Origin of the sequence: Geothrix sp. SG200, from assembly GCF_022808935.1 — a bacterium.
Classification (GTDB): domain Bacteria; phylum Acidobacteriota; class Holophagae; order Holophagales; family Holophagaceae; genus Geothrix; species Geothrix alkalitolerans.
Window position 1 is genome coordinate 93,781 of record NZ_JAKZFR010000006.1, and the last position, 24,956, is coordinate 118,736.

Below are 24,956 nucleotides of genomic sequence, written 5' to 3' on the forward strand. Positions count from 1 at the left end.
AGCCCGATGCGATAGTGGGGGGATGCGCCGTCCCGCTCCCCCCACCGCCGCGCTCCTCGTGACGGCCCTGGCCTTCCACGTGGACATGCTCCTCTACTACCTGCTGGTGCCCCTGCTGCCCCGGTATGCGCGGGACCTCCATCTGAACCAGATGGAGGTGGGGATCCTCTTCGGCAGCTACGCCGTGGCCCTGCTGGCGGCCACCTTCCCCGTGGCCCGCCTCACGGACCGCTTCGGCCGCCGTGCGCCCATGCTCTGGGGCCTGGCGGGGCTGGGGATCACCACGCTGGTCTTCGCCGTGTCGAAGCAGTACTGGCTGCTGGTGCTGGCCCGCTTCCTCCAGGGCGTGGCGGGGGCGGCCACCTGGCTTCCGGGCATGGCGTTGCTGGCGGACATCTTTCCGAGCGAATCCCGGGGTAAGGCCATGGGCACGGCGTTCGCCGCCGCGAACCTCGGCGTGCTGATCGGGCCCCCGCTCTCAGGGTTCCTCGATCAGCACGCGGGCCCCACCGCACCCTTCGTCCTGGGGGCGGTCCTGGTGGCCCTGGATGCGGCGGGTCGCGCCTTCCTTCTGCCGGAGACCGAATCCGGCCAGGGGCTGCAGCTGCCTTTCCGCCAGCTGCTGTCCAATCCGACCATCCGGGTCTTCGCTGGCGCCATGGCCCTGGGTTCCTGCCTGTGGGCCCTGCTGGAATCCACCCTGCCGCTGCACCTGGACCGGCGCCTGGGCCAGTCGCCGACCCAGATCGGTCTCTGTTTCGCGGCGGCGGCCCTGGCCCACACCTTCACCTCGCCATTGATGGGTGCCCTCTCGGACCGCATCGGGCGGGTGCGGGTGCTCCGCATGGGGCTGGTGCTGGCGGTGGTCTTCATCCCCCTGCCGGTGCTGCTGCCCCGGTCCTGGATGGTGGTACTGGCGATGATGGGGCTGGGCAGCACGGCCAGCTTCATCATGAGCCCCTGCAGCCCCGCGGTGGCCGACCAGGTGGAGCGGCAGGGCAGCCAGAGTTTCGCCTCCGCCTTCTCCATCCTGAACCTGGCGTACTCCGTGGGCCTGATGGTGGGCCCCCTGGTGGGCGGCGCCCTGGTGCAGGGACTGGGCCTGCCTCTGGCCATGGGGCTCTCGGGGCTCGGCTTCGGCGCCTACCTGCTGGTCACGAGGAGCCTCAGCGCCTGACCCCACGGTAGATCCAGCGTTCCGCATCTTCCGACCAGGACCGGCCGTCCAGGCCGCCATAGGCTGCCACGACTTCGAAGCCCGCCGCCGCGAGGCTGGTCCGGACCTCGGTGTCCGTGGGAATCCAGATGTCGTGGCGGAAGGCCTCGCCCTGGCAGCGGCGCTCCGTGCGGATGCGGCGGCCGTCGGGACTCCAGGTGGCGCGTTCCTCGTAGCCTTCATCGGGAAATTCCAGCCACTGCCCCTCGACTTCCGCGATGGTGCGCCGAAGGGAGGAGCGGCCGGCCAGGTCCAGGAGCAGGGCGCCGCCGGGCCGGAGCACGCGGGCGAACTCGGCCAGCTGGCGGAGGTTCTCCGCGTCCGTGGCGAAATAGCCCCAGCTGGTGTAGGCGCAGAAGACGCCATCCGCGCAGCCCGCCCGGAAGGGGAGGGCGCGGAGGTCGAGGCGGGCCAGGGTCGCGGGGTGATCCTTCCGGTGGCGATCCAGGTTCATCCGGCTGAGGTCGCCCCCCACAGTTTCCCAGCCCCGGGCCACCAGGTGAGGCTGGAGGCGGCCCCAGCCGCAAGGCAGGTCCAGGACCCGGCTGCCCGGAGGCAGGTCCAGCAAGGCCGCGAGCGCCGGCCCTTCGGCGGCGGCCTCCGCGTCCTTGTCCGCGTAGATCTGGAAATAGGCGGGGTGGTCGAAGTCCCAGGCGAACCAGTCCATGCCCGAGTGTGGCAGGGCTCGGGCGCAAAAGCAGAGGCCCGGGGGTGTGCGCGCAGCGGCCCCATGGATCCGTGCCACGCAGGCGTTGCGCGGAGACCCCCCGGAGAACATCACGCTTCGTCGGTGTCCGCCTTCACGAGCTTCACGATGGGCGTGGACTGGGGCGTGTTGACGATGCCCTTCCAGACATAGCGGGTCCCGCGCTTCTGGCCACTCTTGGTGATCAGCTTGGCCTCCTCCAGCTCGGTGAAGAGGCGGCGGAGCGTGGCCGGGGCCCAGTCGCAATCCTTGAGGTCCAGGGCCACCTGGGCCTCGAAGCTGCTGAGGGACCCCCTGTCCTGGAGGGCGCGCATCAGGTCCCCCTTCAGGTCTTCCAGTTCGGGCTTGGATCGGCGGGCCTTGGTCTTGAAGGCCGGCGGAGCGGCCACGGACGCGGGGGCAGCGGGCTTGGGCGCCGGCGGGGCCGCGGCCTGGACGGGCGCGGACGCCTGGGCCTGCACCAGCAGGCCATCGAGGTAGATGTCGCCGCGCTCGGGGCGGAAGAGCACCACCACGGAGCCGGGCGGCAGGCCTTCCTGCTGGAGCGCCGTGATGACCCGCTCCCCGATGCGAGATTTCTGGTCCGACGACAGATTGGGCGATTGGATAATAACGATGGCCATAGGGGCTCCAGTATGCATACGGTTGATACATAATACGCTTTGGGTTTTCATCTGTAAAATACGATCTGTCGACTGGACCGGTTAGACTTGCCACCGAGGATTCCATGCGCAAACCCAAGATCGAACGCCCCGAGGAACAGCAGCGCTTCGAAACCTTCCTGCGATCGCGGCAGCTCAAGCTGACCGGTGAGCGCCTCGAGCTGGTGGAGGAGGTCTTCGGCCAGGTCCACCACTTCGACGCAGACCAGCTGCACATGGCGCTCAAGCAGAAGGGCAAGGCCATCAGCCGGGCCACGGTGTACCGCACCCTGGATCTGCTGGTGCAGTGCGGTCTGGTGCGGAAGAGCAGCTTCGGCGACCAGCACGCGCACTACGAGGCCGTGCGCAGCAACGAGCACCACGACCACCTGATCTGCCTGAACTGCGACGCCATCATCGAATTCTTCCGCCCTGACCTGGAAGCCCTCCAGGAGGCCATCTGCCACGAGTACGGCTTCCGGCCCATGCACCACAGCCACCAGATCTTCGGCCTGTGCAAGGAGTGCCAGAGCCGCGAGACGGACGCGCCGACGCTGGCGCATCGGATGAGCCAGCTGAACGTATGACGCTTTCCGGGGTTCCCCGCGCAACGCATGCGTTGCGCGGATCTAAGGGCGAGCGGCGCCCCTCCATCTGATGCGGCGCGGGGCGCCGCTCCCATTCGCCCTTCCAGGGCTCATGGAGATGGAGCCTCCCCCCGGACCCCCGCGCAGAAGCCCGGCGAAGCCGGGCTTCTGCTTATTCCAACGTCCTCATCGGATGGTCGCCCGCCCCGCGAAGCGCTAGGCTAGGCCATGCCGAAACTCACGATCCAGGATCTCCAGCGCCTCCCGAAGACGGATCTGCATGTCCATCTGGACGGCAGCCTCCGGACCACCACCATCCTCGAGTTGGCGGAGCAGCAGAAGGTGAAGCTGCCCGCGGACACGCCTGAAGGCCTGCGGCCTTTCGTCCAGGTGGGCGAGGAGTGCAAGTCCCTCGTCGAGTATCTCAAGGCCTTCGACGTCACCCTCTCGGTGATGCAGACCTATGAGAGCCTCGTGCGCACGGCCTTCGAGCTGGCGGAGGACGCGGCCAAGGAGAACGTCCGCTACATGGAGGTGCGCTACAGCCCCATCCTCCACCAGCAGAAGGGGCTCACGCTGCATGGCATCGTCCAGGCCGTGCTGGAGGGCCTGGCCCAGGCCGAACGGCAGTACAACATCAAGACCGGCGTCATCCTCTGCGGCATGCGCCACATCTCGCCCGACATCTCGCTGCGCCTGGCGGACCTCACCGTGGCCTTCAAGAACAAGGGCGTGGTGGGCTTCGACCTGGCGGGCGCCGAGGAGAACTTCCCCGCCAAGCGCCACAAAGACGCGTTCGGCCGCGTGCTCCAGAACAACATCAACTGCACCCTGCACGCGGGCGAGGCCTACGGCCCGGAGAGCATCCACCAGGCCATCCACCTCTGCGGCGCCCACCGCATCGGCCACGGCGTGCGGCTCATCGAGGACGGCGACCTGCTGAACTACGTGAACGACCACCGCATCCCGCTGGAGTGCTGCCCGTCGAGCAACGTGCAGACCAAGGCCGTGAAGAAGATGGCGGACCACCCCATCCGCCTGTTCTACGACCTGGGCCTGCGCGTCACCGTGAACACGGACAACCGCATGGTCACCAACACCACCGTGAGCCGCGAGTTCCAGGTCATCCACGAGGACCTGGGCTTCAGCCTTGAGGAGATCAAGGACCTGATCATCATGGGCTTCAAGAGCGCCTTCCTGCCCTATGCCCTCAAGCGGGCCCTGCTGGCGGAGGTGGTCCACGAGCTGAAGGCCTTCAAGCCGGGCAGCCTGGAGAGCAAAAAGGAGCACCTGTAAGGCCCCGATGAGTCGGCGCGGTCTCGCGTATCGGCGAAGCCGATACCGAGAAGAAGACGTAGCTGTGAGGCCTCGATGGGTCGGCGCGGTCTCGCGTATCGGCAAAGCCGATACCGAGAAGAAGAAGCAGCAGCTGTAAGGCCTCGATGGGTCGGCGCGGTCTCGCGTATCGGCGAAGCCGATACCGAGAAGAAGACGTAGCTGTGAGGCCTCAATGGGTCGGCGTGGTCTCGCGTATCGGCAAAGCCGATACCGAGAAGAAGACGTAGCTGTGAGGCCTCAATGGGTCGGCGTGGTCTCGCGTATCGGCAAAGCCGATACCGAGAAGAAGACGTAGCTGTGAGGCCTCAATGGGTCGGCGCGGTCTCGCGTATCGGCGAAGCCGATACCGAGAAGAAGAATGAGCTCTGATATCCTGACTACCGAGGTCAGGATTCATGCTCGATCGCTTTGCCGACTTTCTCGATGGCCACGCCAAGGTCCTTCTCACCACCCACGAGAACCCGGACGGGGATGGCGTGGGGGCCGCGGTGGCCCTGGCGGGCCACCTGAAAGGGCAGGGCAAGGAGGCGCGCATCGTCGTGGCGCCCGTCCTGCCGGAGAACCTGCGGTTCCTGGATCCTGAGGGTTGGATCGAGGCCTACGATCCCGCGGGCGTCCACGCGGACCTCGCCGCCTGGCCGGACGCCTGGCTCCTCATCGATGCGTCCGAGCCCCACCGCATGGGGGCGCTCTTCGCCGCCTTCGAGGGCACGAAGGCCGAACGGGCCTGCCTGGACCATCACCTGAAGGACGCGCCCCACGGCTTCGACGATGAGTTCACGGATCCCACCGCCAGCGCCAGCACGGAGCTGGTCTACGACCTGGTGCGGCCCCGCATCGGCGGGGACCTGCCGCCGGTGATGGCCCAGGCCCTCTACGCGGGCATGGTGAGCGACACGGGCAACTTCCGCCATTCCAACACCACCCCCAAGATCCACCAGGCGGCGGCCGACCTCATCGCCCAGGGCGTCCACCCGGCGCGCACCTACAACGCCCTCTACCAGACCGCCACGCCCGCCAAGCTCAAGCTCTTCGGCCGGGCCATGGGCGGGCTCCAGATGAGGGATGGCGGTCGTTTCGCCTACGTGGCCGTGACCAGGGCCGACCTGGCCGCCTGCGGCGCCACCCACGAGGACCTGGACGAGCTGGTGGAGGAACCGCGGAAGCTGAAGGGCGTCGAGGTGGCCGCCCTGTTCTCGGAGGCGGCGGACGGCCGGGCCAAGGTCAGCCTCCGCTCCCGCGAGAAGGTGGACGTGAACGCCGTCTGCCGCCTGTTCGGGGGCGGGGGCCACCGTCTCGCGTCCGGCGCCAAGGCCTCCTTGCCGCTGGAGGCCTTCATCACCCAGGTGGAGACGGCGGTGCTGGCCCAGATGGAACGCGATATGGTCTAGTGCAGGACGGGCCGGGAACCGGTTGCCCCGAAAAGATCCAGGTCCCAGACTTCATTTTCCTCCCGGGCGGCATCCAATGGATCAGCCGCACTTTCTCCCGGACCCCCATGTCGCCCAAAGAACCCAGCAGCGCCCCGAAACTCGAACTGTTCTGCAAGCTCCAGGCGGAGAAGGTGCCCTTCATCGCCAAGGCCAACGTGCCGTCGATCTTCGGCAAGTTCACGGTCTACGGCTTCCTGGAGCACGCCACGGGCAAGGAGCACCTGGCCATCGTGGCAGGCGAGATCGATGCCCGCCGCCGCATTCCGGTGCGCATCCACTCCGAGTGCTGGACGGGCGACGTGCTGGGCAGCCTCCGGTGCGACTGCCGCCAGCAGCTGGAGGAGGGTCTCCGCCACGTGGCCGAGCACGGCGGCATCGTCCTCTACCTCCGCCAGGAGGGCCGCGGCATCGGACTCCTGAACAAGCTCAAGGCCTACGCCCTCCAGGAGCAGGGGCTCGATACCGTGGAGGCCAACCACTCCTTGGGCTTCCCGGACGATCTGCGCACCTACGACTGTGCCGTGGAGATGCTCAACTTCTTCGGCATCACCAAGGTCAAGCTGCTGACCAACAATCCCCGCAAGATCGGGGCTCTGGAATCCGCCGGCATTGAGGTCGAGCGGGAGCGCCACCAGCTGGCCTCCAACCCCCACAACCTGCGCTACCTCAAGACCAAGGCCCGCAAGAGCGGGCACATGCTGGATTTCGAGGAAGAGGCGCTGTAGGAGCTGTCAGCTGTCGGCTGTCGGCTCTCAGCTTTCAGCTCAAGGGGGGCACGGCATTTTTTTACTGACAGCCGACAGCTGAGAGCTGATAGCAATAAAGCCATGCCCGCCCCCGCGCCCCCCGTTTCCGCCCAGACCATCACTGACATCTCCCACGTCATCCAGCTGTCGGTGGCGCCGGTCTTCCTGCTCACTTCCATCGGGACGATCCTCGGCGTGCTGTCCACCCGGCTGGCGCGCATTGTGGACCGGGCCCGGGCGCTGAAGGACCTCCTGGAGGAGGTACCGGAACGTCGGCACTCCGCCATCCACGACGAGATGCAGACGTTGGCCCGGCGGCGGCGCTTCATCAACTTCGCCATCACCTCCGGCACCACCGCGGCACTGCTGGTCTGCGTCAGCATCGCCACCGTGTTCCTGGGGGCCGTGCTGAAGGCCAGCGTGGCGGTGCCCGTGGCCCTGCTCTTCATCCTGGCCATGGCGGCCTTCGTGGCGGCCCTGGTGTTCTTCCTGCGGGAGATCCTGCTGGCAGTGCGGAGCCTGCACCTGGCCTGATTCGCTGACCTTTCCCCGGCTCCCGGATGCCACAATGCCCCGCAGGAGGGCACCCATGGGGCAGGAACTGGAAGGCAAGGTGGCGCTCGTGACGGCGGCCAGCAGGGGCCTGGGCCGGGCCTCGGCCGAGGCCCTGGCGCGGGCTGGCTGCGACCTGGCCATCTGCGGTCGGGATCAGGCAGCCGTGGAGAAGGCGGCGGAGGAGATCCGTCGGGCCACCGGGCGCGCGGTGTTGCCGGTGGTGGCGGACCTGGGTCGCGCCGAGGACATCCAGCGGCTGGTGGAGGCCACCCTGGCCGCCTACGCCCACGTGGACGTGCTGGTCTCCAACACAGGTGGACCGCAGCCGGGGCCTTTCATGGCCTTCGACGACGCCGCCTGGCAGGGGGCCTTCGACAGCCTGCTCATGCCCGCCGTGCGCCTGGCGCGGGCGGTCGTGCCTGGCATGAAGGAACGGAGCTGGGGCCGCATCCTCTTCGTCACCTCCAGCGCGGTCAAGCAGCCCATTCCCGCGCTGGTGCTCTCCAACTCGCTGCGGGCCGCGGTGACGGCCATGGCCAAGACCCTCGCCGGGCAGGTGGCGAAGGATGGCATCACTGTGAACTGCGTGGCTCCGGGGCGCATCTTCACGGACCGGGTCCGTTTCCTCGACGGCGAAGCCGCGAAGGCCAGCGGGCAGACCATGGAGGACATCCGGGCGGAGCAGGGCGCCCGCATCCCTGTGGGACGCTACGGCGAGCCGAGGGAATTCGGCGAGGCCGTGGCCTTCCTGGCGGGACCCGGGGCCTCCTACATCACCGGCAGCACCCTGGCCGTGGATGGCGGGGCGATCTCCTCGCTGCTGTAGAGCGGGCCTACAGGCTCTTGATCGCCGCGATCTCCTGCGGGTTCAGGAAGCGCCAGGCGCCGGGCTTCAGCAGCGGGTCCGCCAGGGGACCGAACTGCACCCGGCGCAGCTTGCTCACGGGATGGCCCACGGCGGCGAACATGCGGCGGATCTGCTGGTTCTTGCCCTCGGTGAGGGTCACCTTCAGCCAGGGGTTGTCCCCCTTCTCGGCGATCTCGATGTGACAGGGCTTCAGGCGGCGCCCGCTGAGCAGGAAGCCGGCCTCGAATTCCTTCAGCAGCTCGGGCTTCGGGGTGCGGTGGACCTTGACCAGATAGACCTTGGGGATCTCGTGCTCGGGGCCCATGAGCACCTGGGCGAGGGCGCCATCGTTGGTCATGAGCAGCAGGCCCTCGGAGTTGAAGTCCAGGCGGCCCACCGGGTAGAGGCGGCCCGGCACGCCCTTGAGGAGCGCCATCACCGTGGGCCGGCCCTGGTCGTCCTTCACAGTGGTGACGTAGCCCTTGGGCTTGTTCATGAGGATGTAGACCGGGGCCTCCTTGTGGATGGGGATGAGGTCCACGGTGATCTCGTCCCGGCGCGGATCGGCGCGGGCGCCCAGCTCAGCGACGGTCTTCCCGTTCACCTGCACGCGGCCGTCGAGGATGATCTGCTCGCAGGCCCGGCGGCTGTCGATGCCGGCGGCGGCGAGGATCTTCTGGAGCCGCTCCTGGCCGGCCTGCGGAGGGCGGCGTGAAGCGCCGCCGGCGCGGGGCGCCACGGCCTTGCGCGGGGCCTGCTTGGCCGCGGGCCGGGATTTGTCGTTGGCCGGCCTGCGCGTGGGAGCGCCGGAAGCGGAACGGCCGGCAGGGCCCGAGGCGGACCGAACGGTCGACGAAGACCGGCTGGGACCTGCGGCCGGCCGGGCTGGCGCTGAGGGCCGGGCTGGCCGGCCAGCGGCGGGCTTGCGGGTGGCGGGCGCGGTGCGGGGCCCCTTCGGGGCGGGCTTTCTCATGGCGGCTCCTTCGGCGTCTCCCGACGCGGAAGGCCCAGTCTATCAGGCTTCCTCGCCGAACCAGGGATGGGCCCGGTAGTCCGCCAGCAGCTCCTCGGCCGCCACCTTCAGCACCACCGCCAGGGGCACCGCGAAGATGAGCCCCAGCACACCGAACCAGAAGCCAAAGGCCGTGAGGGCCAGCAGCACCTCCAGGGGATGCAGGCGGCTGGCGCGCCCCACCCAGACGGGCGTGAAGTAGAAGGCCTCGGCCTTCTGCACGGCGATGAACACGAGGGCCAGGGTCACGAGATGCCCCGTGCGCCCTCCGTCCAGGTAGGCCAGCACCAGGGCCGGCGGCAGGGCGGTCAGGTAGGGTGAGTAGGGCACGACGTTGGACACGCCGGCCACCAGGCCCAGCAGCCAGGCGTAGGGCACGCCGAGCAGGGCGAAGGCGGTTCCCTGGAGGAGAGCCATGGCCGCGGCCACGGCGGCCTGGCCGCGGATGTAGCCGCCCAGGCGCTGGTGGATGGCTCCGGCCATACGGTCCATGCGCTCCCGGTGCCGCGGGGGCGCCAGGCCCCGGAGGTTGGCGACGAGCCGGGGACCCTCCAGCAGCAGGTAGTAGAGGATCAGGGGGACGAGGATGAGGGCCAGCAGGTCGAGGAAACACCCCAGGAGGCCGCCGCCCGTAGCGCGGAGGCCGCGGAGCAGCAGTCCCGGATCCAGGCCCTCCAGGCCGCGCTCCAGGCGGGCCTGCCAGGCCGGGTGGGCCTGGAACCAGGGCAGCAGCCTTGCCTCCAGGGCCTGTTTCCAGCCCGGCAGGGAGGTGGCGAGGCGCTCGCCCTGGTCCGCCAGCCAGGGCAACAGGATCATCAACAGGCCACCGACCACGACCACGAAGCCGCTGAGCACCGCCACCACGCTCCAGGGTCGGCCCAGGCGCCCGGCCAGGCGGTCCACCAGGGGGCCCAGCAGGTAGGCCAGAACCATGGCGAAGAAGAAGGGGGCCAGGGCCCGCCGCAGCAGCCAGAGGGCCAGCAGGGCCGTTGCCGCGGCCAGGGCGAAGCGGAGGGGAATCCGGCCCCGGTCCGTCATCCCGCGGCGGCGGTCCGGGTGGCCCGCACGAAGTAGTGGATGCCCGAGGCCAGCACCAGGCCCGCCACCACCCAGTACATCTCCGGCAGAAAGGGGTCCATCCAGGGCCGGTAGCCCAGGGCATTGAACAGCAGGCCCAGGGACACGGCCACGAGCTGGGCCGCCGTGCTCACCTTGCCCAGGAGGCTGGGGTGGAACTTGCTGTCACTGAGACGGTCCACGGAGGCGAAGGCGTAGAAGGAGATCACCAGGTCCCGCGTGATGGCCAGCATCGCCACCCACACGGGGATGGGCGCGGCCATGCCCTGGGTGCGCCAGGCCAGAAGCACGAAGGCCGTGGTCATGAGCAGCTTGTCGGCGGCCGGATCCAGCACGGCGCCCAGGTCCGACCCCTGGTCGAAGACCCGGGCGATGAGCCCGTCCAGCAGGTCCGTGAGCCCCGCCGCCCCGAAGATGATGAAGGCCTGCCAGTGGTGTCCGTACCAGACCGCGATGGCGAAAAAGGGGATGGCCAGGATCCGCAGCAGGGTCAGTGCATTGGGCAGGGTCAGGGGGCTGGTCGTGGGCATCGGATCCAGTTTAGACGGAGATCACATCCTTTGACTTAGACCTTGTAGCACCCTAATGGGGAGTTAGACTATGGTCTGGAGTTGAGATTATGACTCAGAATCTATCAATCCCGCTGAGCGACCTCCAACCGGGGGACCAGGGGGAGGTGATCCAGGTCAAGGCGCAGGGTCAGATCCGTCAGCGCCTGCTGGAGATGGGCTTCATCCGGGGCGCGCGCCTGAGGGTGGAGAAGCTGGCCCCCCTGGGCGATCCCATGGAACTCGTGATCAAGGGCTACCACCTGTCGCTGCGACGGGACGAGAGCGCCTGCATCCTCGTGCACCGGGTGGCCTGATGTCCCTCACCATCGCCCTGGCGGGCAATCCCAACTGCGGGAAGACCACGCTCTTCAATGCCCTCACCGGGTCCCGCCATCACGTGGGCAACTGGCCCGGCGTCACGGTGGAACGGCGCAGCGGCGCCTTCGAGCAGGACGGCCTGACCCTGGAGGTGGTGGACCTTCCCGGGACCTACTCCCTGGCGGCTCGCAGCGAGGATGAGCGGGTTGCCGCCCAGTTCCTGGCCTCCCCGGAGGTGGACCTGGTCCTGAACGTGCTGGACGCCTCGAACCTGGAGCGCAACCTCTACCTCAGCACTCAGCTCCTGGAGCTGGGCAAGCCCGTGGCCTTCGTCCTCAACATGGTGGATGACGCTGAAAGCCGGGGCGTCCACATCGACGTGGCGGCCCTGGAGACCCTGCTGGGCGGCCCGGTCATCCCCACCGTGGGCAACCGGGCCCAGGGCATCCCCGAGCTCAAGGCCCTCCTGGCGGTGCTGGCCCGCGGCGAGTCCACCCGCTGCCGCCGCATCACTGTGGACTATGGCCACGATATCGAGGGCGAGCTGGCCAAGCTCGAGACCGAGATCTGCCGCGATGAGAAGCTCGAGGAAGCCATGCCGCCCCGCTGGCTGGCCCTGCAGCTGCTGGAGAACAATGCCGAGGCCAAGCGGCGGGTGGCGGAGAGCCACGCCAGCGAAGCCATCAGCCAGCAGCTCACGAAGAGCTTCGCCTTCCTGGAGCCCCACCTGGGCGCCGATGGCGCGACGCTGATCGCCGAGCGCCGCTACGGCTTCGCCCACGGCCTGGTGAAGGAGGTGGCCACGGCGCCGGACGAGGGCAGGACTCCCACCGCGAGGCTCGACGCGGTGCTCACCCACCGCTGGCTGGGCATCCCCATCTTCGTGGGCATCCTGGCCCTGGTCTACTCGGTGTCCTTCATCCTCGGGAAGATCCCCCAGGACTGGATCGCCGAGGGCTTCAAGGCCCTGTCCGACTTCGCCGGGGCCCACCTGCCCGCCGGCGAGCTGACCAGCCTGCTGGTGGATGGCGTGATCCCCGGCGTGAGCGCGGTGATCGTCTTCGTGCCCGTGATCATGATCCTCATGGGCTGCATCGCCTTCCTGGAGGACACGGGCTACATGGCCCGGGCGGCCTTCATCATGGACCGCCTCATGCATGTCATGGGCCTCCACGGGAAGAGCTTCATCCCCCTCATCATGGGCAGCGGCTGCAACGTGCCGGCCATCCAGGCCGCCCGCACCATCGAGAGCCGGCAGGACCGTCTCATCACCATCCTCGTCACGCCCCTGGTGAGCTGCTCCGCGCGCCTCCAGGTCTACATCGTCATCGCGGGGACCTTCTTCACGCCCTTCAAGGCGGCCCTGGCCATCATCGCCATGCACTTCCTGGGCCTGGGCCTGGCTGTCCTCATGGGCCGCATCCTGCGCAGCGCATTGTTCGCCGGCCCGAGTTCACCCTTCGTGATGGAGCTGCCGCCCTACCGGCTGCCGGTCCTGAAGGCCACGCTCATCCACATGTGGGAGAAGGGCTCGGTCTTCCTCACCCGCGCCGGCACGACCATCTTCGCGGGCGCCACGCTGATCTGGTTCCTCTCGCGCTATCCCGGCATCGCCAACCAGGAGTGGACCGCCCAGTACCAGGAGCAGCGGCAGGCCGTGGCCGCCCTGAAGCTGCCCGGGGCCGAGGAGGAGGACCGCCTCCGGGCCCTCCAGCTGGCCCACGAGAGCCGCATCGTGAACACGAGCCTGGCCGCGCGGCTGGGCCAGAAGGCCTCCCCCCTCCTTCGGCCCATCCTCGATCCGGAGCACAAGCGCGCCGAGGCCTGGAAGGATGTCATCGCCCTCACCGCCGGTTTCGTCGCCAAGGAGATCGTGGTCTCCACCATGGCGGTCATCCACCAGGCCAGCGACGAGCCCAAGGCGGGCGAGCGCCTCAGCCCGCTCCAGGTGTCCCTGCGCGACAACTCGGGCCTGAGCCCCCTCACGGCCCTGGCTTTCATGGTGTTCACGCTCATCTACACGCCCTGCCTGGGCACCGTCGCCATGATCCGCCGCGAGGCGGGCAGCTGGGGCTGGGCGGGCTTCACCATCGCCTATGGCCTGGTCCTGGGCTGGGGCCTGGCCTGGGTCACCGTGGTCGCCGGCCGCGCCCTCGGCTTCGCGTGAGGTGCCCATGAACCTCCAGCTCGTCCTCGTCGCCTCCGCCGTCAGCTGGTCGGCCTTCTACTTCCTGCGCGGCGCCTACCGGGACCTGAAGGCGGGAAACGCGTGCTCCCACTGCAGCTCCGGCGGCTGTCCCGCCGCCCGGCGGCACTGAGGGGCTAGAGTCCTCGCGCCCATTCGGGCCGGAGCGGAATGTGGCCTTCGAGCGCGGCGTCGACGGCGGCCAGCATGGCCTCCCGGTCCCGGGGCAGGCGGCCGCCGATGGGCAGGTGGTTCGAGGCGTGGTTGGACCGGAAGATGGCGTTGCCGGGGCGGGCCTCCTCCAGGAACCAGCGCAGTTCCCTCAGGAGCCCCGGCAGGTCCGGGAGTTCGAAGCGTCCCTGGTCCTCCAGCGCGGCGAGGGGGGTGTGGGGGACCACGGCCAGGGTCAGCGTGGAGAGGAAGCGGGGGTCCATGGCCGTCGCCAGGCGGCCCGAGGCGCGGGCGTGCGCCTCGCTGCGTTCGCGTCCACCCGCGCCCAGGAGGAACATCAGGGATTGGTCCATTCCCGCCTCCCGGGCCTTGCGGGCGGCCTCGGCGTGCTCCTCTGCCGTGGCCCCCTTGGCGATGCGGCGGAGGGTCTCGTCATCGCCGGACTCCGGGCCGAGGTAGAGGAGGGACAGGCCCAGTTCCCGGAGCCGCGTCAGTTCACCGGGCGACTTCTCCAGCAGGTTACGCGCCGTGGCGTAGGTGCTCACGCGCCGCAGGCGGGGGAAGGCCGCGGCGAGGGCCCGGAGGATGGGCTCCCAGTAGTCCATGTCCATGGCCAGGGGATCTCCGTCGGCCACGAAGACATGCCGGACGTCCTCCGCGAAGCGGGCCCCGGCCTCAGAGATGTCGGCCAGTACATCCTCCAGGGGCCGCTCCCGGTACCGCTTGCCGCGGTACATTGCGCAGTAGGTGCAGGCGTTCCAGGAGCAGCCCAGGGTGGCCTGGAGAATGAACGACTCGGCTTCGCTGGGCGGGCGGAAGAGGGGCTCGTCGTAGCGCACTCAGCAGCCCCTCCGCCGGGCCTCGGACACCAGGTCCAGGGCCAGGTCCACCGGGTCCACGGGAAGGTGGGGCAGGCCGGCCACGAAGCCCGGGCGGCCCACGCGGTCATCGAGGGGCGCCTGCGGGCAGAGGGCCTGGAACCGGGCGGAGAGCAGGGCGAGGTTGGCCAGGGTCGCGGGGCGCATGTCCGCGCCGAGGCAGCGGTAGTCCATGCCGTGTTCGTAGACCATCAGGTCCGGGTGGCCATCCCCGCGCTGGACCAGGAGGAAGGGTTCCTTGGCGTGGGTGGTGCGCTCCTCCACCTTCTCGACCTTCTTGGTCAGCAGGAGCCCTCCGCTGAGGACGGCCTTGCCCAGGTCGAAGCGCCTCTCCTTGGTCTTGAGGACCTCGGTGGTGCTCTGGGTCCGGGCTCCCCGCTGCAGGAGGCGGACCGCGTCCAGGGGGCAGGGGTGGGTCTGGCCTTTCGCATCCACGGCCCGGAAGCCGCCCGGCTCCCAGTCCAGGCTCCGCACCACCAGGCGGGTTCCGTCCGTGGGAACGGCGGAGGGTTCGGCCGCCCAGGCAAGGAAGCCCTCCGCCACGAGGGCCGCCGCCAGGCCTTCGCCGTCCGGCGTGGCCCGAGCGAGGATCCGGGGCAGGGTGCCCGCCAGCATCCGCGCCGCGTCCGGCAGGGCGAGGCCTGCCAGGCGCGCCGCCCGGGCCACGGCCTCGGGAGTTCCAGGAATCCGACCCACCGCCACGAACATGGGACGAGTATGAGGCCGGCTGGACCCGGTTGATAAACTGGATGCGTTCCCGCGAGGTCGCTGTGCGAACTGGTCGCGGAAGGGTGAGATCCCCGGCGTGCCTGGCGGCCCGGCTCCGTCGGGTGGCCGCCTCGGCGCTCGTCGCCCTGACCGCATCGATGCTGTGGGCTCCCGGTGCGCCGGAGCGGCGTGTCTGCGTAGCCCGGATCCAGGGCACCATCGGGCCGGCCACGGCGACCTACGTCGCGCGGGCCATCGGTGAGGCTGCGGGCCAGGAGGCCCAGTGCCTGGTCCTCCAGCTCGACACGCCCGGCGGGCTCCTGGACTCCACGAAGGAGATCATCCAGAGCTTCCTGCGATCCCCGGTGCCCACCGTCGTCTATGTCTCCCCCCAGGGAGCCTGGGCCGGCAGCGCGGGCTGCTTCATCACCATGGCCGCCGACGTGGCGGTCATGGCGCCCTCCACCAGCATCGGCGCGGCCCATCCCGTGGGGATCGGCGGGGGCGAGAAGCAGGACGAGGTGATGAAGCAGAAGCTGGAGAACTTCGCCGCCAGCTACCTGGAGGCCATCGCCGGCAAGCGGCACCGCAACATGGAATGGGCCCGGGCCTCGGTGCGCGAGAGCGCCGCCATCCCCGCCGACAAGGCCCTGGAGCTGAATGTGGTCGATCTGATCGCCGAGGACCTGCCTGACCTGCTGCGGCGGCTGGATGGCCGGGAGGTCGGGGCCCGGCGGCTGGAGACGGCCGGGGCGACCGTCGTCGAGATCCCCCTCTCGCTGCGGGAGAGGGCCTTCCAGGGCCTCGCGCATCCCCAGGTGATGCTGATCCTGATGCTGGTCGTGGTGTACGGCATCATCGGGGAGCTGACCAGCCCCGGCGCGATCCTGCCCGGCGTGGTGGGCGTGATCGCCCTGCTCCTGCTGCTGTACTTGTCCTCGGTGCTGCCGCTGAACATCACGGGCCTGGCGCTTGTCGCCGTGGCCCTTGTGCTGTTCACCATCGACGCCTTCGCGCCGACCCATGGGGTGCTCACGGGGGGCGGGGTGATCGCGTTCTTCCTCGGGCTGTTCATGCTGTTCGACCGGAGCGAGCCCTTCCTGCGGCTCTCGCTGATGTGGCTGGTGCCGGCCACCGTCGTGACGGCCCTGTTCTTCATCTTCGTGGCTGGCGCGGGCATCCGCGCCCAGCGGCTGCCCGCCAGGGCCGGCGCCCAGGCGATGCTGGGCCGGACCGTCCCGGCCGTGGAACCGATCGACGCCTCCCGAGGGAAGGTGTTCCTCGAAGGCGAATACTGGGATGCCGTCAGCGCCGTGCCCATCGCGGCGGGGCAAGTCGTGGAGATCGTGGCGCTGAACGGCCTGACTCTGACGGTGAAACCCGTGGGGACTTCCGAGGAGGAGCGGCCATGAACACCTATGTGATGTACCTGGGACCCTGGATCGTCGTGCTCGTGGCGCTGGGATTGATCGTCCTGCCGCAGGCGGCCCGCATTCTGCGCGAGTACGAGCGCGGCGTGATCTTCCGCTGGGGCAAGCTCAAGGGCTCCAAGGGACCGGGCCTGATCTTCCTGATTCCCTTCATCGACCGCATGGTGCGGATGGACCTGCGCGTGGTGACCATCGACGTGCCCAAGCAGGAGGTGATGACCCGCGACAATGTCCCGGCGACCGTCGATGCGGTGGTCTACTTCCGCGTGGTGGACCCACAGGCGGCCGTGGTCAAGGTGGAGAACTTCCTCAAGGCCTCCTCCCTGATCGCCCAGACCACGCTGCGCAGCGTGCTGGGCCAGTCGGAACTGGACGAGCTGCTGTCGCACCGGGAGATGATCAACCTCAAGCTCCAGGAGATCATCGACCGCCAGACCGAACCCTGGGGCGTGAAGGTGAGCACCGTGGAGGTGCGCGACGTGGTGCTGCCCGACGGGATGAAGCGCGCCATGGCCAAGCAGGCCGAAGCCGAGCGGGAGCGGCGCGCCAAGGTCGTCAATGCCGAGGGCGAGTTCCAGGCCGCGGAGAAGATGGTGCAGGCCGCCGCCATGATGGCGGAGCAGCCCATCTCGCTCCAGCTGCGCTTCCTCCAGACCATGGTGGAGATCTCCAGCGAGCACAACACCACCAGCTTCATTCCGCTGCCCAGCGAGCTGTTCCGCCCCTTCATCCAGAAGAGCTAGCGGTCCGCCGGAGCAGAAGAATGGTGCGGTCGTCCGTGAAGGGGGCGCCCTTCGCGTGGGCCTCCAGGTCGGCCATGAGGCCGGCGTCGATGGCATCGAGCCCCAGGGCCAGGCTCGTCCGCAGGAAGGCCTGGAGGCGATCCTCGCCGTACTCCTCGCCGTTCGGGGCCGCGACTTCCGTGACGCCGTCGGTGTAGAGCGCCAGAAGGTCGCCGGGCTCCAAGCGGAAGGAGCCGGAGCCGTATGGCTGTCCCGGCAGCATGGCCAGGGGAAGCCCCTGCGATTCCAGGGCCCGGAAGGTCCCGTCGGCACTCACCAGGTAGCCTGGGTTGTGGCCCGCGTTCGTGTAGGTCACCTCGCCGGTGGCGGGCTCGAAGAGGAGCAGGAAGGCCGTCACGAACCGCTTCCCGTCCGTGTGCCGGGCCAGGGACCGGGAGAGGTGGAAGGCCAGATCATCCGGCGCGATGTCCCGCTCGCCGAAGGCTTCGAGGAAAGCCGAGAGGCTCGCCATGAGGAGCCCCGGCCCCAGGCCCTTCCCGCTGACGTCGGCCAGGGCGAGGAGCCAGCGGCCATCCTCCCGCAGCCACCATCCGAAGAGGTCGCCGCTCACCTGGCGGCTGGGCAGGTTGTTGCCATGGAGCTCGTAGCCTGGGATCTCCGGGGGCAGGCCGGGAAGGAGGCCTTGCTGGATGTGCCTGGCCAGGTCCAGCTCCTGGTCCAGGGAGCGCCGTCTCTGGGCTTCTTCCTGCATGCGGACCTGCTCCAGCTTCGCCGAGGCCAGATGGGCGAAGGTGCTGGCGAGGCCCAGGTCCTGCTCGGTGAAGGGGGGACGCGGGGCCTTGGCGTCGAGGTAGAGCAGGCCGAGGATGGCGCCTTCGAACTCCAGGGGCGCCACGATGGCCGTGGTGATGCCACTGAGAAGCAGGGAAGGGCTCGCGGTGCCCGCTTCGACATCACGGAACAGCACGGCCTGGCGCCGCGCCAGGGCGGATTCCACCAGATGCGTGGAGAGGCTGATGGGGGCGTGCCCTTCGCTGGCGCGGGAGGCCACGGACTTCAGGTTCCCGTCGGGGCCCGACAGGAGGATCGCCGCCCGCCAGGGATGGAGCTGGTTCCAGAGGTGATCCAGCACGTGGTCGAGGAGCGTCCCGGGCGGCACGTCCTTGATGAGCTCCAGGCTGAGGTCCTGGAGGTCCCGGATCACTGCCCCCATGCGGTCCGGCGCGCCCGTGGGCAGCCAGGTTCGCCAGGCCTCGTCGATGGGAAGGACCACGCTCGACTGGGGCGAGGATCCGCTCTCGTCGCGGAACCGGACCTCGGGACCGAGGGTTCCGCCCGTCACCCGGATGTGGATGGACCCGAGGTGCACCTCGTCCCCGCCGCGCAGGGGACGGGGGGCATGGACCCGCTCGCCATTGATGAAGGTGCCGTTGCGGCTGTCGAGGTCCTCCAGGAAGGGAACGCCCCGATGCATCACGATCCGGGCGTGCCGGCGGCTCAGGGCCCCATCGGCGATCACCACCTCGTTCTGGTGCGAGCGACCGAAATGCCAGGCCCGGCCGTCCTCCCCCTCCAGCAAGAGCGGGTCGAGCCCCGGAACATGCAAGGTCATGGCAGCCATGGCGGCAAGGATTGTGTCCGAGTCATCCGGCGTACGCCACGGTGAGTTTCGAGAAGGTCCACTTTTTTTTGCAGCCACCCTCGTGGTGGTCTGGCAAAAACCGGTGCGGATAATTTTATACGGATGTTATTGTGGAAATATTTTAATACGGGTAATAATAGACAATCAGGAAAGGCTACCCTCATGCCCGACCGCACGCTGACGCTCTGCACCGCCTTCGACGGCCCGCGCCGCATCGCCTCCGGTCTGCTGGGACAGGTGGCCGTGGCCGTGAAGGCCTGCGTGGATGGCGGCCAAGCGGAGGATGTGGCGCCAAGCGTGCTGGTGTTCGACGATGAAACGGGCCGCGTCATCGACCTCGACCTGCGCGGAACGCCCGAGGATGTGGTCGCCCGCCTCGGCGGCCCGCCGGAACAGCCGGAGAAGCCGCGAGGAAGGGGCCGGCCCAGGCTCGGCGTCGTGCCAAGGGAGGTGACCCTCCTCCCGCGGCACTGGGAGTGGCTCGGCGCCCAGCCCGGCGGGGCTTCGGTGGCCCTGCGCAAGCTCGTGGAAGAGGCCCGCCGGGCGGAGACGGCCGGCGAGCGCCGGCGCCTGGCCCAGGAGCGCGCCTACCGCTTCATGGCGGCCATGGCCGGTGACGCCCCCGGGTACGAGGAGGCCCTGCGGGCGATGTACGCCGAGAACTCGGAGGCCTTCGAGACGCACATCCAGCCCTGGCCGGAGGACATCCGGGAGCATGCGCGGAAGCTCGCACAGGCGGCATTCGTGTCCGAACCCTGACGGCGCGGACCTGGGACACGGGAGGAAAGTACATGGACGAATCCTTCGATCGGAAAGCGGCGCTTCGGGCCTACAAAGAGCGGAAGCCGCGCCCCGGCATCTATGCGGTGCGCCACCTGGCGTCGGGCCGCGCGTGGGCCGGCGCGAATCCGAACCTCGACACCACCCGGAACGGCCTGTGGCATCAACTGAACCAGGGCCGCCACCTGGACCGCGGGTTGCAGGCGGCCTGGAACCAGCACGGCGAGGCGGCCTTCGAATACGTCATCCTTGAAGTCCTCGAAGAAGAGATGAGCCCCCTGGTCCTCAAGGAGACGCTGAAGGCCAAGAAGGCCGAGTGGACGGCCCTCCTCGCCGAAAACGAAGGGGCCCCTGGAAACGCCTGACAGCCAGGCGGCTGAAGCTCTGAGCTGTCCCTCCGCTCGCTGCGTCCGCAGCACGATGCGAACTGAAGCGCTTCGTGGGGTGGAGGCCCGCCCCACCACACGTCCCCTTTTCGTGACCGGACCCCCAGGGTGCTTCCGGGTCTCCGACTCAACCCGCCCTGTCATCAGAATCCAACCACCCCATTCCCATCAAACCCAAACAGCGCACGGGATTTCTCGCTGGATTTCCACGGAACTTCAGTCAGGAAGTCGTGCGAAGACCCACGAGCGTCTCGGGCACAGCCATTGAGGATCCTGAAAATCAACCTCAACGGTCGTTGATGCAGGATCTACGGCTAAGGCTCAATTATTAATTTGAGATCGTTTTGGGTACAGCTGCATGAAAAAAACTTCGGGTGTATGGATTCTTTCCATGATCGATAAATCATTAATTTCATTAACATTCCTTGACGAGGACCCGGTCAGAATTCACTGTATTCAACAAACCAGGAGCCGGTCATGTCTATGGCAGCGCAGCGGCCACCACGATCCATCAAGGGTGGGTCATCATCCTTCTCCCGGCGTTCCGTGGGGCTGTTTCTGGCCCAGGCGGTACTAGCCCTGGCCATGGCCTGCGGAGGTGGTGGCGGAACGCCCCCCCCAAACACGGCCCCCCTGATCACCACCCAACCAGCCAGCCAGACCGTGAACGCCGGCAGTGCAGCCACCTTCACGGCCGCGGCCAGCGGCACGCCTGCACCCACCTTTACCTGGCAACGCAGCAACGACGGTGGCACCAGCTGGACAGCGATCCCCGGCGCGACCAGCGCGACCTATACCACCGCCGCCACTGTCAAGGCGGACAATGCCGCCCAGTTCCGCGCCGTGGCCACCAACAACGTTAGCCCGGATGCCACCAGCACCGCGGCCACGCTGACCGTACGGTGGCTCGCCATCACCACCCAACCCGCCAACGCGAGTGTGACGGCCGGTGCCACGGCCACCTTCACCGTGGTGCCGGATGCCAGCCCGGTCGCTACCTATCAGTGGCAATCCAGCACGAACGGAACCACCTGGGCGAACGTGTCCAGCGGCACGGGCGCCACGAGCGCCAGTTACACGACAGCCGCCACCTCCTTGAGTGACACGGGCACACAGTATCGTTGCGCCTTGACCAACGCCGCTGGGACGCTCAACAGCAGTGGGGCCACGCTCACGGTGATCGCGGCTCCGGTCATCACCAGCTTCGTCGCAGCCAAGAGTCCCGTGACCACGGGAACCGGCACGACATTGACCGCAGTGTTCACGGGGGGAACGGGCACTGTGGACCACGGCATCGGCACCGTGACCAGCGGTGTTGCCGTGCCCACGGGCAATGTGGCGACCACAACGGTTTTCACCCTGACTGTGACCAACGCAACGGGCACCGCCGTCACTCTGCCAGTGACCGTGACCGCGGTGGCCGCACCGACGACTCCCGTGGTCACGGCCCCGGCCAATGTGACCGCCAACCAGGCGGGTTACACCGCGTCGGTCCCGGCTCAGGCCGGCAGCACCTATGCCTGGACCCTCACGAATGGAAGCATCACGGCCGGCGCCAGCACGACCAGCATCACGTTCACGGCGGGGGCATCCGGGACCGCCACGCCCTCCTGTATCGTCACCAATGCCGCCGGGACGGCCTCCACGGCCGGAACCGCCACGTGCACCATCGTGGCCGCACCGACGACCCCCGTGATCACGGCCCCGGCCAATGTGACCGCCAGCCAGACGGGCTACACCGCGTCGGTCCCGGCTCAGGCGGGCAGCACCTATGCCTGGACCCTCACGAATGGAAGCATCACGGCCGGCGCCAGCACGACCAGCATCACGTTCACGGCGGGAGCCTCAGGCAACACCATCCCGTCCTGCATCGTCACCAATGCCGCCGGCACGGCCTCCACGGCCGGAACCGCCACGTGCGCCATCGTGGCCGCACCGACGACTCCCGTGATCACGGCCCCGGCCAATGTGACCGCCAGCCAGGCGGGCTACACCGCGTCGGTCCCGGCTCAGGCGGGCAGCACCTATGCCTGGACCATCACGAATGGAAGCATCACGGCCGGCGCCAGCACGACCAGCATCACGTTCACGGCGGGGGCATCCGGGACCGCCACGCCCTCCTGCATCGTCACCAATGCCGCCGGGACGGCCTCCACGGCCGGAACCGCCGCCTGCACCATCGTGGCCGCACCAACGACTCCGGTGGTCACGGCCCCGGCCAATGTGACCGCCAGCCAGGCGGGTTACACCGCGTCGGTCCCGGCTCAGCCGGGCAGCACCTATGCCTGGACCATCACGAATGGAAGCATCACGGCCGGCGCCAGCACGACCAGCATCACGTTCACGGCGGGCGCATCCGGCAGCACCATCCTGTCCTGCATCGTCACCAATGCCGCCGGCACGGCCTCCATGGCCGGAACCGCCACCTGCACCATCGTGGCCGCTCCGGCCATCACCAGCTTCACCGCAAGTGGCGGCCTCAGCACCATCACCATCACCAACGGCCTTAGCACCACCCTGTCGTTCACCTTCAGTGGAGGCACGGGTTCCATCGATCAGGGCGTGGGCTCCGTCACCAGCCTCGGAACAAAGAATGTGAGCCCGACAGTCACCACGACCTATACCCTGACCGTGGACAATGGCGTGAGTACCCCCGCGACAGCCCAGGTGACCGTGAATGTGGTGGACCCGCCCGTGATAACCAGCTTCACGGCCGCGGACTCGCTCATCGCTCCGGGCACGAGCACGACCCTGACCGGAGCTTTCACCGGTGGATCAGGCTCTGTTGACCATGGCGTCGGTGCCGTGACGACCGCGGTTGCCGAGACCACCGGCAACCTGACGACCACCACCACCTTCACCTTGACTGTGACCAACACGGCGACCACTCCCGCCACGGCCACGGCTACGGCCACCGTGACCGTGGGTAACACCCTCACCGTGAACATCACGGGGCTGGGCAGCCTGCCAGGCAATGTGGTTGTCACTGGACCCAACGGCTACACCAGCGCGGTGCTAACCGCTGCCACGCAAACGCTCTCGGGCCTGGCGGACGGCGACTACACCATCACCCCCGCTGTGGTCACGGACCCGAGCCAACCTGGCCAGGGGCGAGGCGTCGATGGCACCGGCACGCCTGGGACCTTGGGACCCGCCAACCTGCAGCGCTACCCTGCCGTGCTTTCGCTGACCCAGACCCTCGCCCTCGCGGGCACCAATACCGCGACCGTAGGCGTGGATTACCCCGCCCCGTACCTGACCGTCACGGTGCCTGCGGACCCGATGGTGCCGATCCTCAGCACCTCGATCGACCTGGTCCTGGTCCCGGCGGGAACCTTCACCATGGGCGAAACGGAGTCTGTTGTCGGGTCAGATCCCTCGACGCAGCCTTCACATGGCGTGACCTTGGGCAAGGCGTTCTACATCTCGAAGGCGCCCTGCACCCAGGCCCAGTGGGTGGCCATCATGAACAACAACCCCGCGCATTTCACAACGGGCAATGGATTCCCGGATCCGGAGGAGCTGACTCGGCCTGTGGAAACGGTGGACTTCGACGCCATTACCACCCCCAGTACGGGCTTCCTGGACATGCTGAATTCGGCCGCGGCGTCGGTTCTGACGGGCCCGCTAGCAGGCAGTTCCTTCCGTCTGCCCACGGAAGCTGAGTACGAATACGCCTGCCGGGCCGGGAGTGGATCCACGGTGCTGAACGTCCCCGATCCCTTGAACAATAACTATTATTTCGGTTCCTATGATCCAGGTGGCGGAGACCCGGCCGTCATCCTGCTCGTCCAGCAGTACATGTGGCATTCCGGCAACAGCAACCTGACCACTCAGCCGGTAACCAAGAAACTCCCCAACGCCTGGGGCCTGTACGACATGATCGGCAACGTGTGGGAGCTCTGCCGGGATGATTGGCATGCCGATTATTCCGTCACTGGAGCGGGCATCCCCCCGCTCCCGGTTGATGGCAGTGCCTGGCTGGATGCCACGCCGAACATCCAGCACTCGTACAAGGGCGGTTCCTGGGCTGGCACCGCGAGCGATGGCCAGTCCAAGCGACGTGGGGCCTATCCCATCAATCCAGTTCCCACTCCCGCCAATGAATACGCAGGTTTCCGCCTGGTCCTCCCGCTGCCTTGATGCCTGCCCCTCTGGCCCCGGCGCACTTGCGCCGGGGCCGGCACAGGTCTGAGGCCTTCCTGAATGTCCGATCCCCGTTGGTTCCCGGCCTCAGTCCCTGGCCGGGGCGAGCGGGGATCAGGACTTTCGACTGATGTTGCGGTTCCCACCAAAGGCCGCCCACCAACTCGGGCATGTTGGGCAGCGCACCGCCACGCTCGGCCCATTCCGCCATCTGCATCCACATCTGGGCTCGGCTGTTCTTGAACCTGGGATCAATGGCGGGGCCGTGGAAGTGGATGCAGAAGGAGTTGAATCCAGCCGCCCTTATGTTCACCACCAGAAGCGCCTGAATGGAGGTTCCTAGCGCATCGCCGCACCCGAGGCCTTGTGGTCATGCGGTTATAAAACAACCATGGCTCAATGGTGGCGGCGTTCTTGATTGGTAGCTGGGGCAGGATTTGAACCGTTGCCGCCAATGAATCGCGCCTGTATCCGCTGCGACAGCTCCCGGGCTGCCTTCGCGTGGCGCTCATCGGGCGACTGCCACTCGCAGGTCCAAATCCGGCCTGTCTCCGCCTTTGGCGCCGACCCATGCGATCCGGATTTGAACTGGTCCCGCTGCGCGGTCCCCGGTCCTGCTCCGGCAGGACATCTGGTCCTGCCTCCGCAATCCCACTCGCAGGCCCAAATCCTGCCCGTCTCCGCCTTTGGCGCCGACTCATGCGATCTGGATTTGAACTGGTCCCGCTGCGCAGACCCCGGTCTTGCTCCGGCAGGACATCTAGTCCTGCCTCCGCAATCCCACTCGCAGGCCCAAATCCTGCCCTTCCGTTATAGGCGCACGCAAAGACCGGAGCACTCGGCTCCGGTCATCTGTTTGG

23 protein-coding genes are annotated in these 24,956 nt (G+C 68.1%); 15 read left to right on the top strand and 8 right to left on the bottom strand.

What is annotated here, in order from left to right:
* The first annotated feature begins 22 nt into the window (after positions 1-22).
* Positions 23-1,177 (top strand): MFS transporter, encoded by a 1,155-nt coding sequence (locus tag ML539_RS12415; protein WP_243324296.1) that lies wholly within the window; start codon positions 23-25, stop codon positions 1,175-1,177.
* Here the strand turns inward: ML539_RS12415 and ML539_RS12420 are convergent.
* Both ML539_RS12420 and ML539_RS12425 read right to left on the bottom strand, forming a co-directional pair.
* On the bottom strand, positions 1,167-1,883 hold the full coding sequence (locus tag ML539_RS12420) for a class I SAM-dependent methyltransferase (RefSeq protein WP_243324297.1): 717 nt from the start codon (positions 1,881-1,883) through the stop codon (positions 1,167-1,169). The genes ML539_RS12415 and ML539_RS12420 overlap by 11 nt on opposite strands.
* Positions 1,884-1,993: 110 nt before the next feature.
* Complete coding sequence (locus ML539_RS12425; RefSeq protein ID WP_243324298.1) at positions 1,994-2,545, bottom strand: hypothetical protein; 552 nt, start codon at positions 2,543-2,545, stop codon at positions 1,994-1,996.
* A 104-nt stretch (positions 2,546-2,649) separates the two neighbouring features.
* Here ML539_RS12425 and ML539_RS12430 point away from each other — a divergent pair, with 104 nt between their 5' ends.
* From ML539_RS12430 to ML539_RS12455, 6 genes are all read left to right on the top strand, one after another.
* Complete coding sequence (locus ML539_RS12430) at positions 2,650-3,150, top strand: transcriptional repressor (RefSeq protein WP_243295872.1); 501 nt, start codon at positions 2,650-2,652, stop codon at positions 3,148-3,150.
* A 228-nt stretch (positions 3,151-3,378) separates the two neighbouring features.
* The gene (gene add, locus ML539_RS12435; RefSeq protein ID WP_243324300.1) at positions 3,379-4,446 is read left to right on the top strand and encodes an adenosine deaminase; all 1,068 of its coding nucleotides are present in this window, start codon (positions 3,379-3,381) and stop codon (positions 4,444-4,446) included.
* A 437-nt stretch (positions 4,447-4,883) separates the two neighbouring features.
* Complete coding sequence (locus ML539_RS12440) at positions 4,884-5,879, top strand: bifunctional oligoribonuclease/PAP phosphatase NrnA (RefSeq protein ID WP_243324301.1); 996 nt, start codon at positions 4,884-4,886, stop codon at positions 5,877-5,879.
* A gap of 107 nt (positions 5,880-5,986) precedes the next feature.
* On the top strand, positions 5,987-6,646 hold the full coding sequence (ribA, locus tag ML539_RS12445) for a GTP cyclohydrolase II (protein WP_243324303.1): 660 nt from the start codon (positions 5,987-5,989) through the stop codon (positions 6,644-6,646).
* A 102-nt stretch (positions 6,647-6,748) separates the two neighbouring features.
* Positions 6,749-7,201, top strand: coding sequence for a DUF2721 domain-containing protein (locus ML539_RS12450; protein ID WP_243324304.1), 453 nt, complete (start codon positions 6,749-6,751; stop codon positions 7,199-7,201).
* 55 nt (positions 7,202-7,256) lie between these two features.
* Positions 7,257-8,048 carry an SDR family oxidoreductase gene (locus tag ML539_RS12455; protein WP_243324305.1) on the top strand — a complete coding sequence of 264 codons (792 nt, stop codon included), beginning with the start codon at positions 7,257-7,259 and terminating at the stop codon, positions 8,046-8,048.
* A gap of 7 nt (positions 8,049-8,055) precedes the next feature.
* On the opposite strand, the gene ML539_RS12460 is transcribed toward ML539_RS12455, so the two are convergent.
* From ML539_RS12460 to ML539_RS12470, 3 genes are read right to left on the bottom strand one after another with little or no spacing between them, the layout of a single operon-like run.
* Positions 8,056-9,042, bottom strand: coding sequence for a pseudouridine synthase (locus tag ML539_RS12460; RefSeq protein WP_243324306.1), 987 nt, complete (start codon positions 9,040-9,042; stop codon positions 8,056-8,058).
* Positions 9,043-9,084: 42 nt separating this feature from the next.
* Positions 9,085-10,119, bottom strand: coding sequence for an AI-2E family transporter (locus ML539_RS12465; protein WP_243324307.1), 1,035 nt, complete (start codon positions 10,117-10,119; stop codon positions 9,085-9,087).
* Positions 10,116-10,688, bottom strand: coding sequence for a CDP-alcohol phosphatidyltransferase family protein (locus tag ML539_RS12470; RefSeq protein WP_243324309.1), 573 nt, complete (start codon positions 10,686-10,688; stop codon positions 10,116-10,118). Before ML539_RS12470 ends, ML539_RS12465 begins: the two co-directional genes overlap by 4 nt.
* Before the next feature lie 89 nt (positions 10,689-10,777).
* On the opposite strand from ML539_RS12470, the gene ML539_RS12475 reads away from it, so the two are divergent.
* The 3 genes from ML539_RS12475 to ML539_RS12485 are packed head-to-tail and all read left to right on the top strand — an operon-like array spanning position 10,778 to position 13,345.
* Positions 10,778-11,023, top strand: a complete 246-nt coding sequence (locus ML539_RS12475) for a FeoA family protein (protein ID WP_243295881.1) — start codon at positions 10,778-10,780, stop codon at positions 11,021-11,023.
* Positions 11,023-13,194 (top strand): ferrous iron transport protein B, encoded by a 2,172-nt coding sequence (feoB, locus tag ML539_RS12480; RefSeq protein ID WP_243324312.1) that lies wholly within the window; start codon positions 11,023-11,025, stop codon positions 13,192-13,194. Before ML539_RS12475 ends, feoB begins: the two co-directional genes overlap by 1 nt.
* Positions 13,195-13,201: 7 nt before the next feature.
* Positions 13,202-13,345: a hypothetical protein gene (locus tag ML539_RS12485; protein ID WP_243324314.1), complete on the top strand. Its 144-nt coding sequence runs from the start codon at positions 13,202-13,204 to the stop codon at positions 13,343-13,345.
* A 4-nt stretch (positions 13,346-13,349) separates the two neighbouring features.
* On the opposite strand, the gene ML539_RS12490 is transcribed toward ML539_RS12485, so the two are convergent.
* Together ML539_RS12490 and ML539_RS12495 are read right to left on the bottom strand one after the other, a co-directional pair.
* Positions 13,350-14,222, bottom strand: a complete 873-nt coding sequence (locus tag ML539_RS12490; RefSeq protein WP_243324315.1) for a radical SAM protein — start codon at positions 14,220-14,222, stop codon at positions 13,350-13,352.
* Positions 14,223-14,969, bottom strand: a complete 747-nt coding sequence (locus ML539_RS12495) for a hypothetical protein (protein WP_243324318.1) — start codon at positions 14,967-14,969, stop codon at positions 14,223-14,225.
* Positions 14,970-15,052: 83 nt separating this feature from the next.
* Between ML539_RS12495 and ML539_RS15715 the strand changes: the two genes are divergently transcribed.
* The gene (locus ML539_RS15715) at positions 15,053-16,381 is read left to right on the top strand and encodes a nodulation protein NfeD (RefSeq protein WP_243324320.1); all 1,329 of its coding nucleotides are present in this window, start codon (positions 15,053-15,055) and stop codon (positions 16,379-16,381) included.
* On the top strand, positions 16,378-17,142 hold the full coding sequence (locus ML539_RS12505; protein WP_243324322.1) for a slipin family protein: 765 nt from the start codon (positions 16,378-16,380) through the stop codon (positions 17,140-17,142). The genes ML539_RS15715 and ML539_RS12505 overlap by 4 nt, the downstream gene beginning before the upstream one ends.
* Here the strand turns inward: ML539_RS12505 and ML539_RS12510 are convergent.
* A complete protein-coding gene (locus tag ML539_RS12510) occupies positions 17,126-18,763 on the bottom strand; it encodes a SpoIIE family protein phosphatase (RefSeq protein ID WP_243324323.1) in 1,638 nt (545 codons plus the stop codon). The two genes, ML539_RS12505 and ML539_RS12510, sit on opposite strands and share 17 nt — an antisense overlap.
* A gap of 183 nt (positions 18,764-18,946) precedes the next feature.
* On the opposite strand from ML539_RS12510, the gene ML539_RS12515 reads away from it, so the two are divergent.
* The 3 genes from ML539_RS12515 to ML539_RS12525 all read left to right on the top strand — a co-directional run bounded on the left by ML539_RS12515 (position 18,947) and on the right by ML539_RS12525 (position 24,093).
* The gene (locus ML539_RS12515) at positions 18,947-19,543 is read left to right on the top strand and encodes a DUF2239 family protein (RefSeq protein ID WP_243324325.1); all 597 of its coding nucleotides are present in this window, start codon (positions 18,947-18,949) and stop codon (positions 19,541-19,543) included.
* Positions 19,544-19,575: 32 nt separating this feature from the next.
* Complete coding sequence (locus ML539_RS12520) at positions 19,576-19,929, top strand: GIY-YIG nuclease family protein (protein ID WP_243324327.1); 354 nt, start codon at positions 19,576-19,578, stop codon at positions 19,927-19,929.
* Between the two features lie 567 nt (positions 19,930-20,496).
* Positions 20,497-24,093, top strand: coding sequence for an SUMF1/EgtB/PvdO family nonheme iron enzyme (locus tag ML539_RS12525; protein ID WP_243324334.1), 3,597 nt, complete (start codon positions 20,497-20,499; stop codon positions 24,091-24,093).
* Positions 24,094-24,956 lie beyond the last annotated feature (863 nt).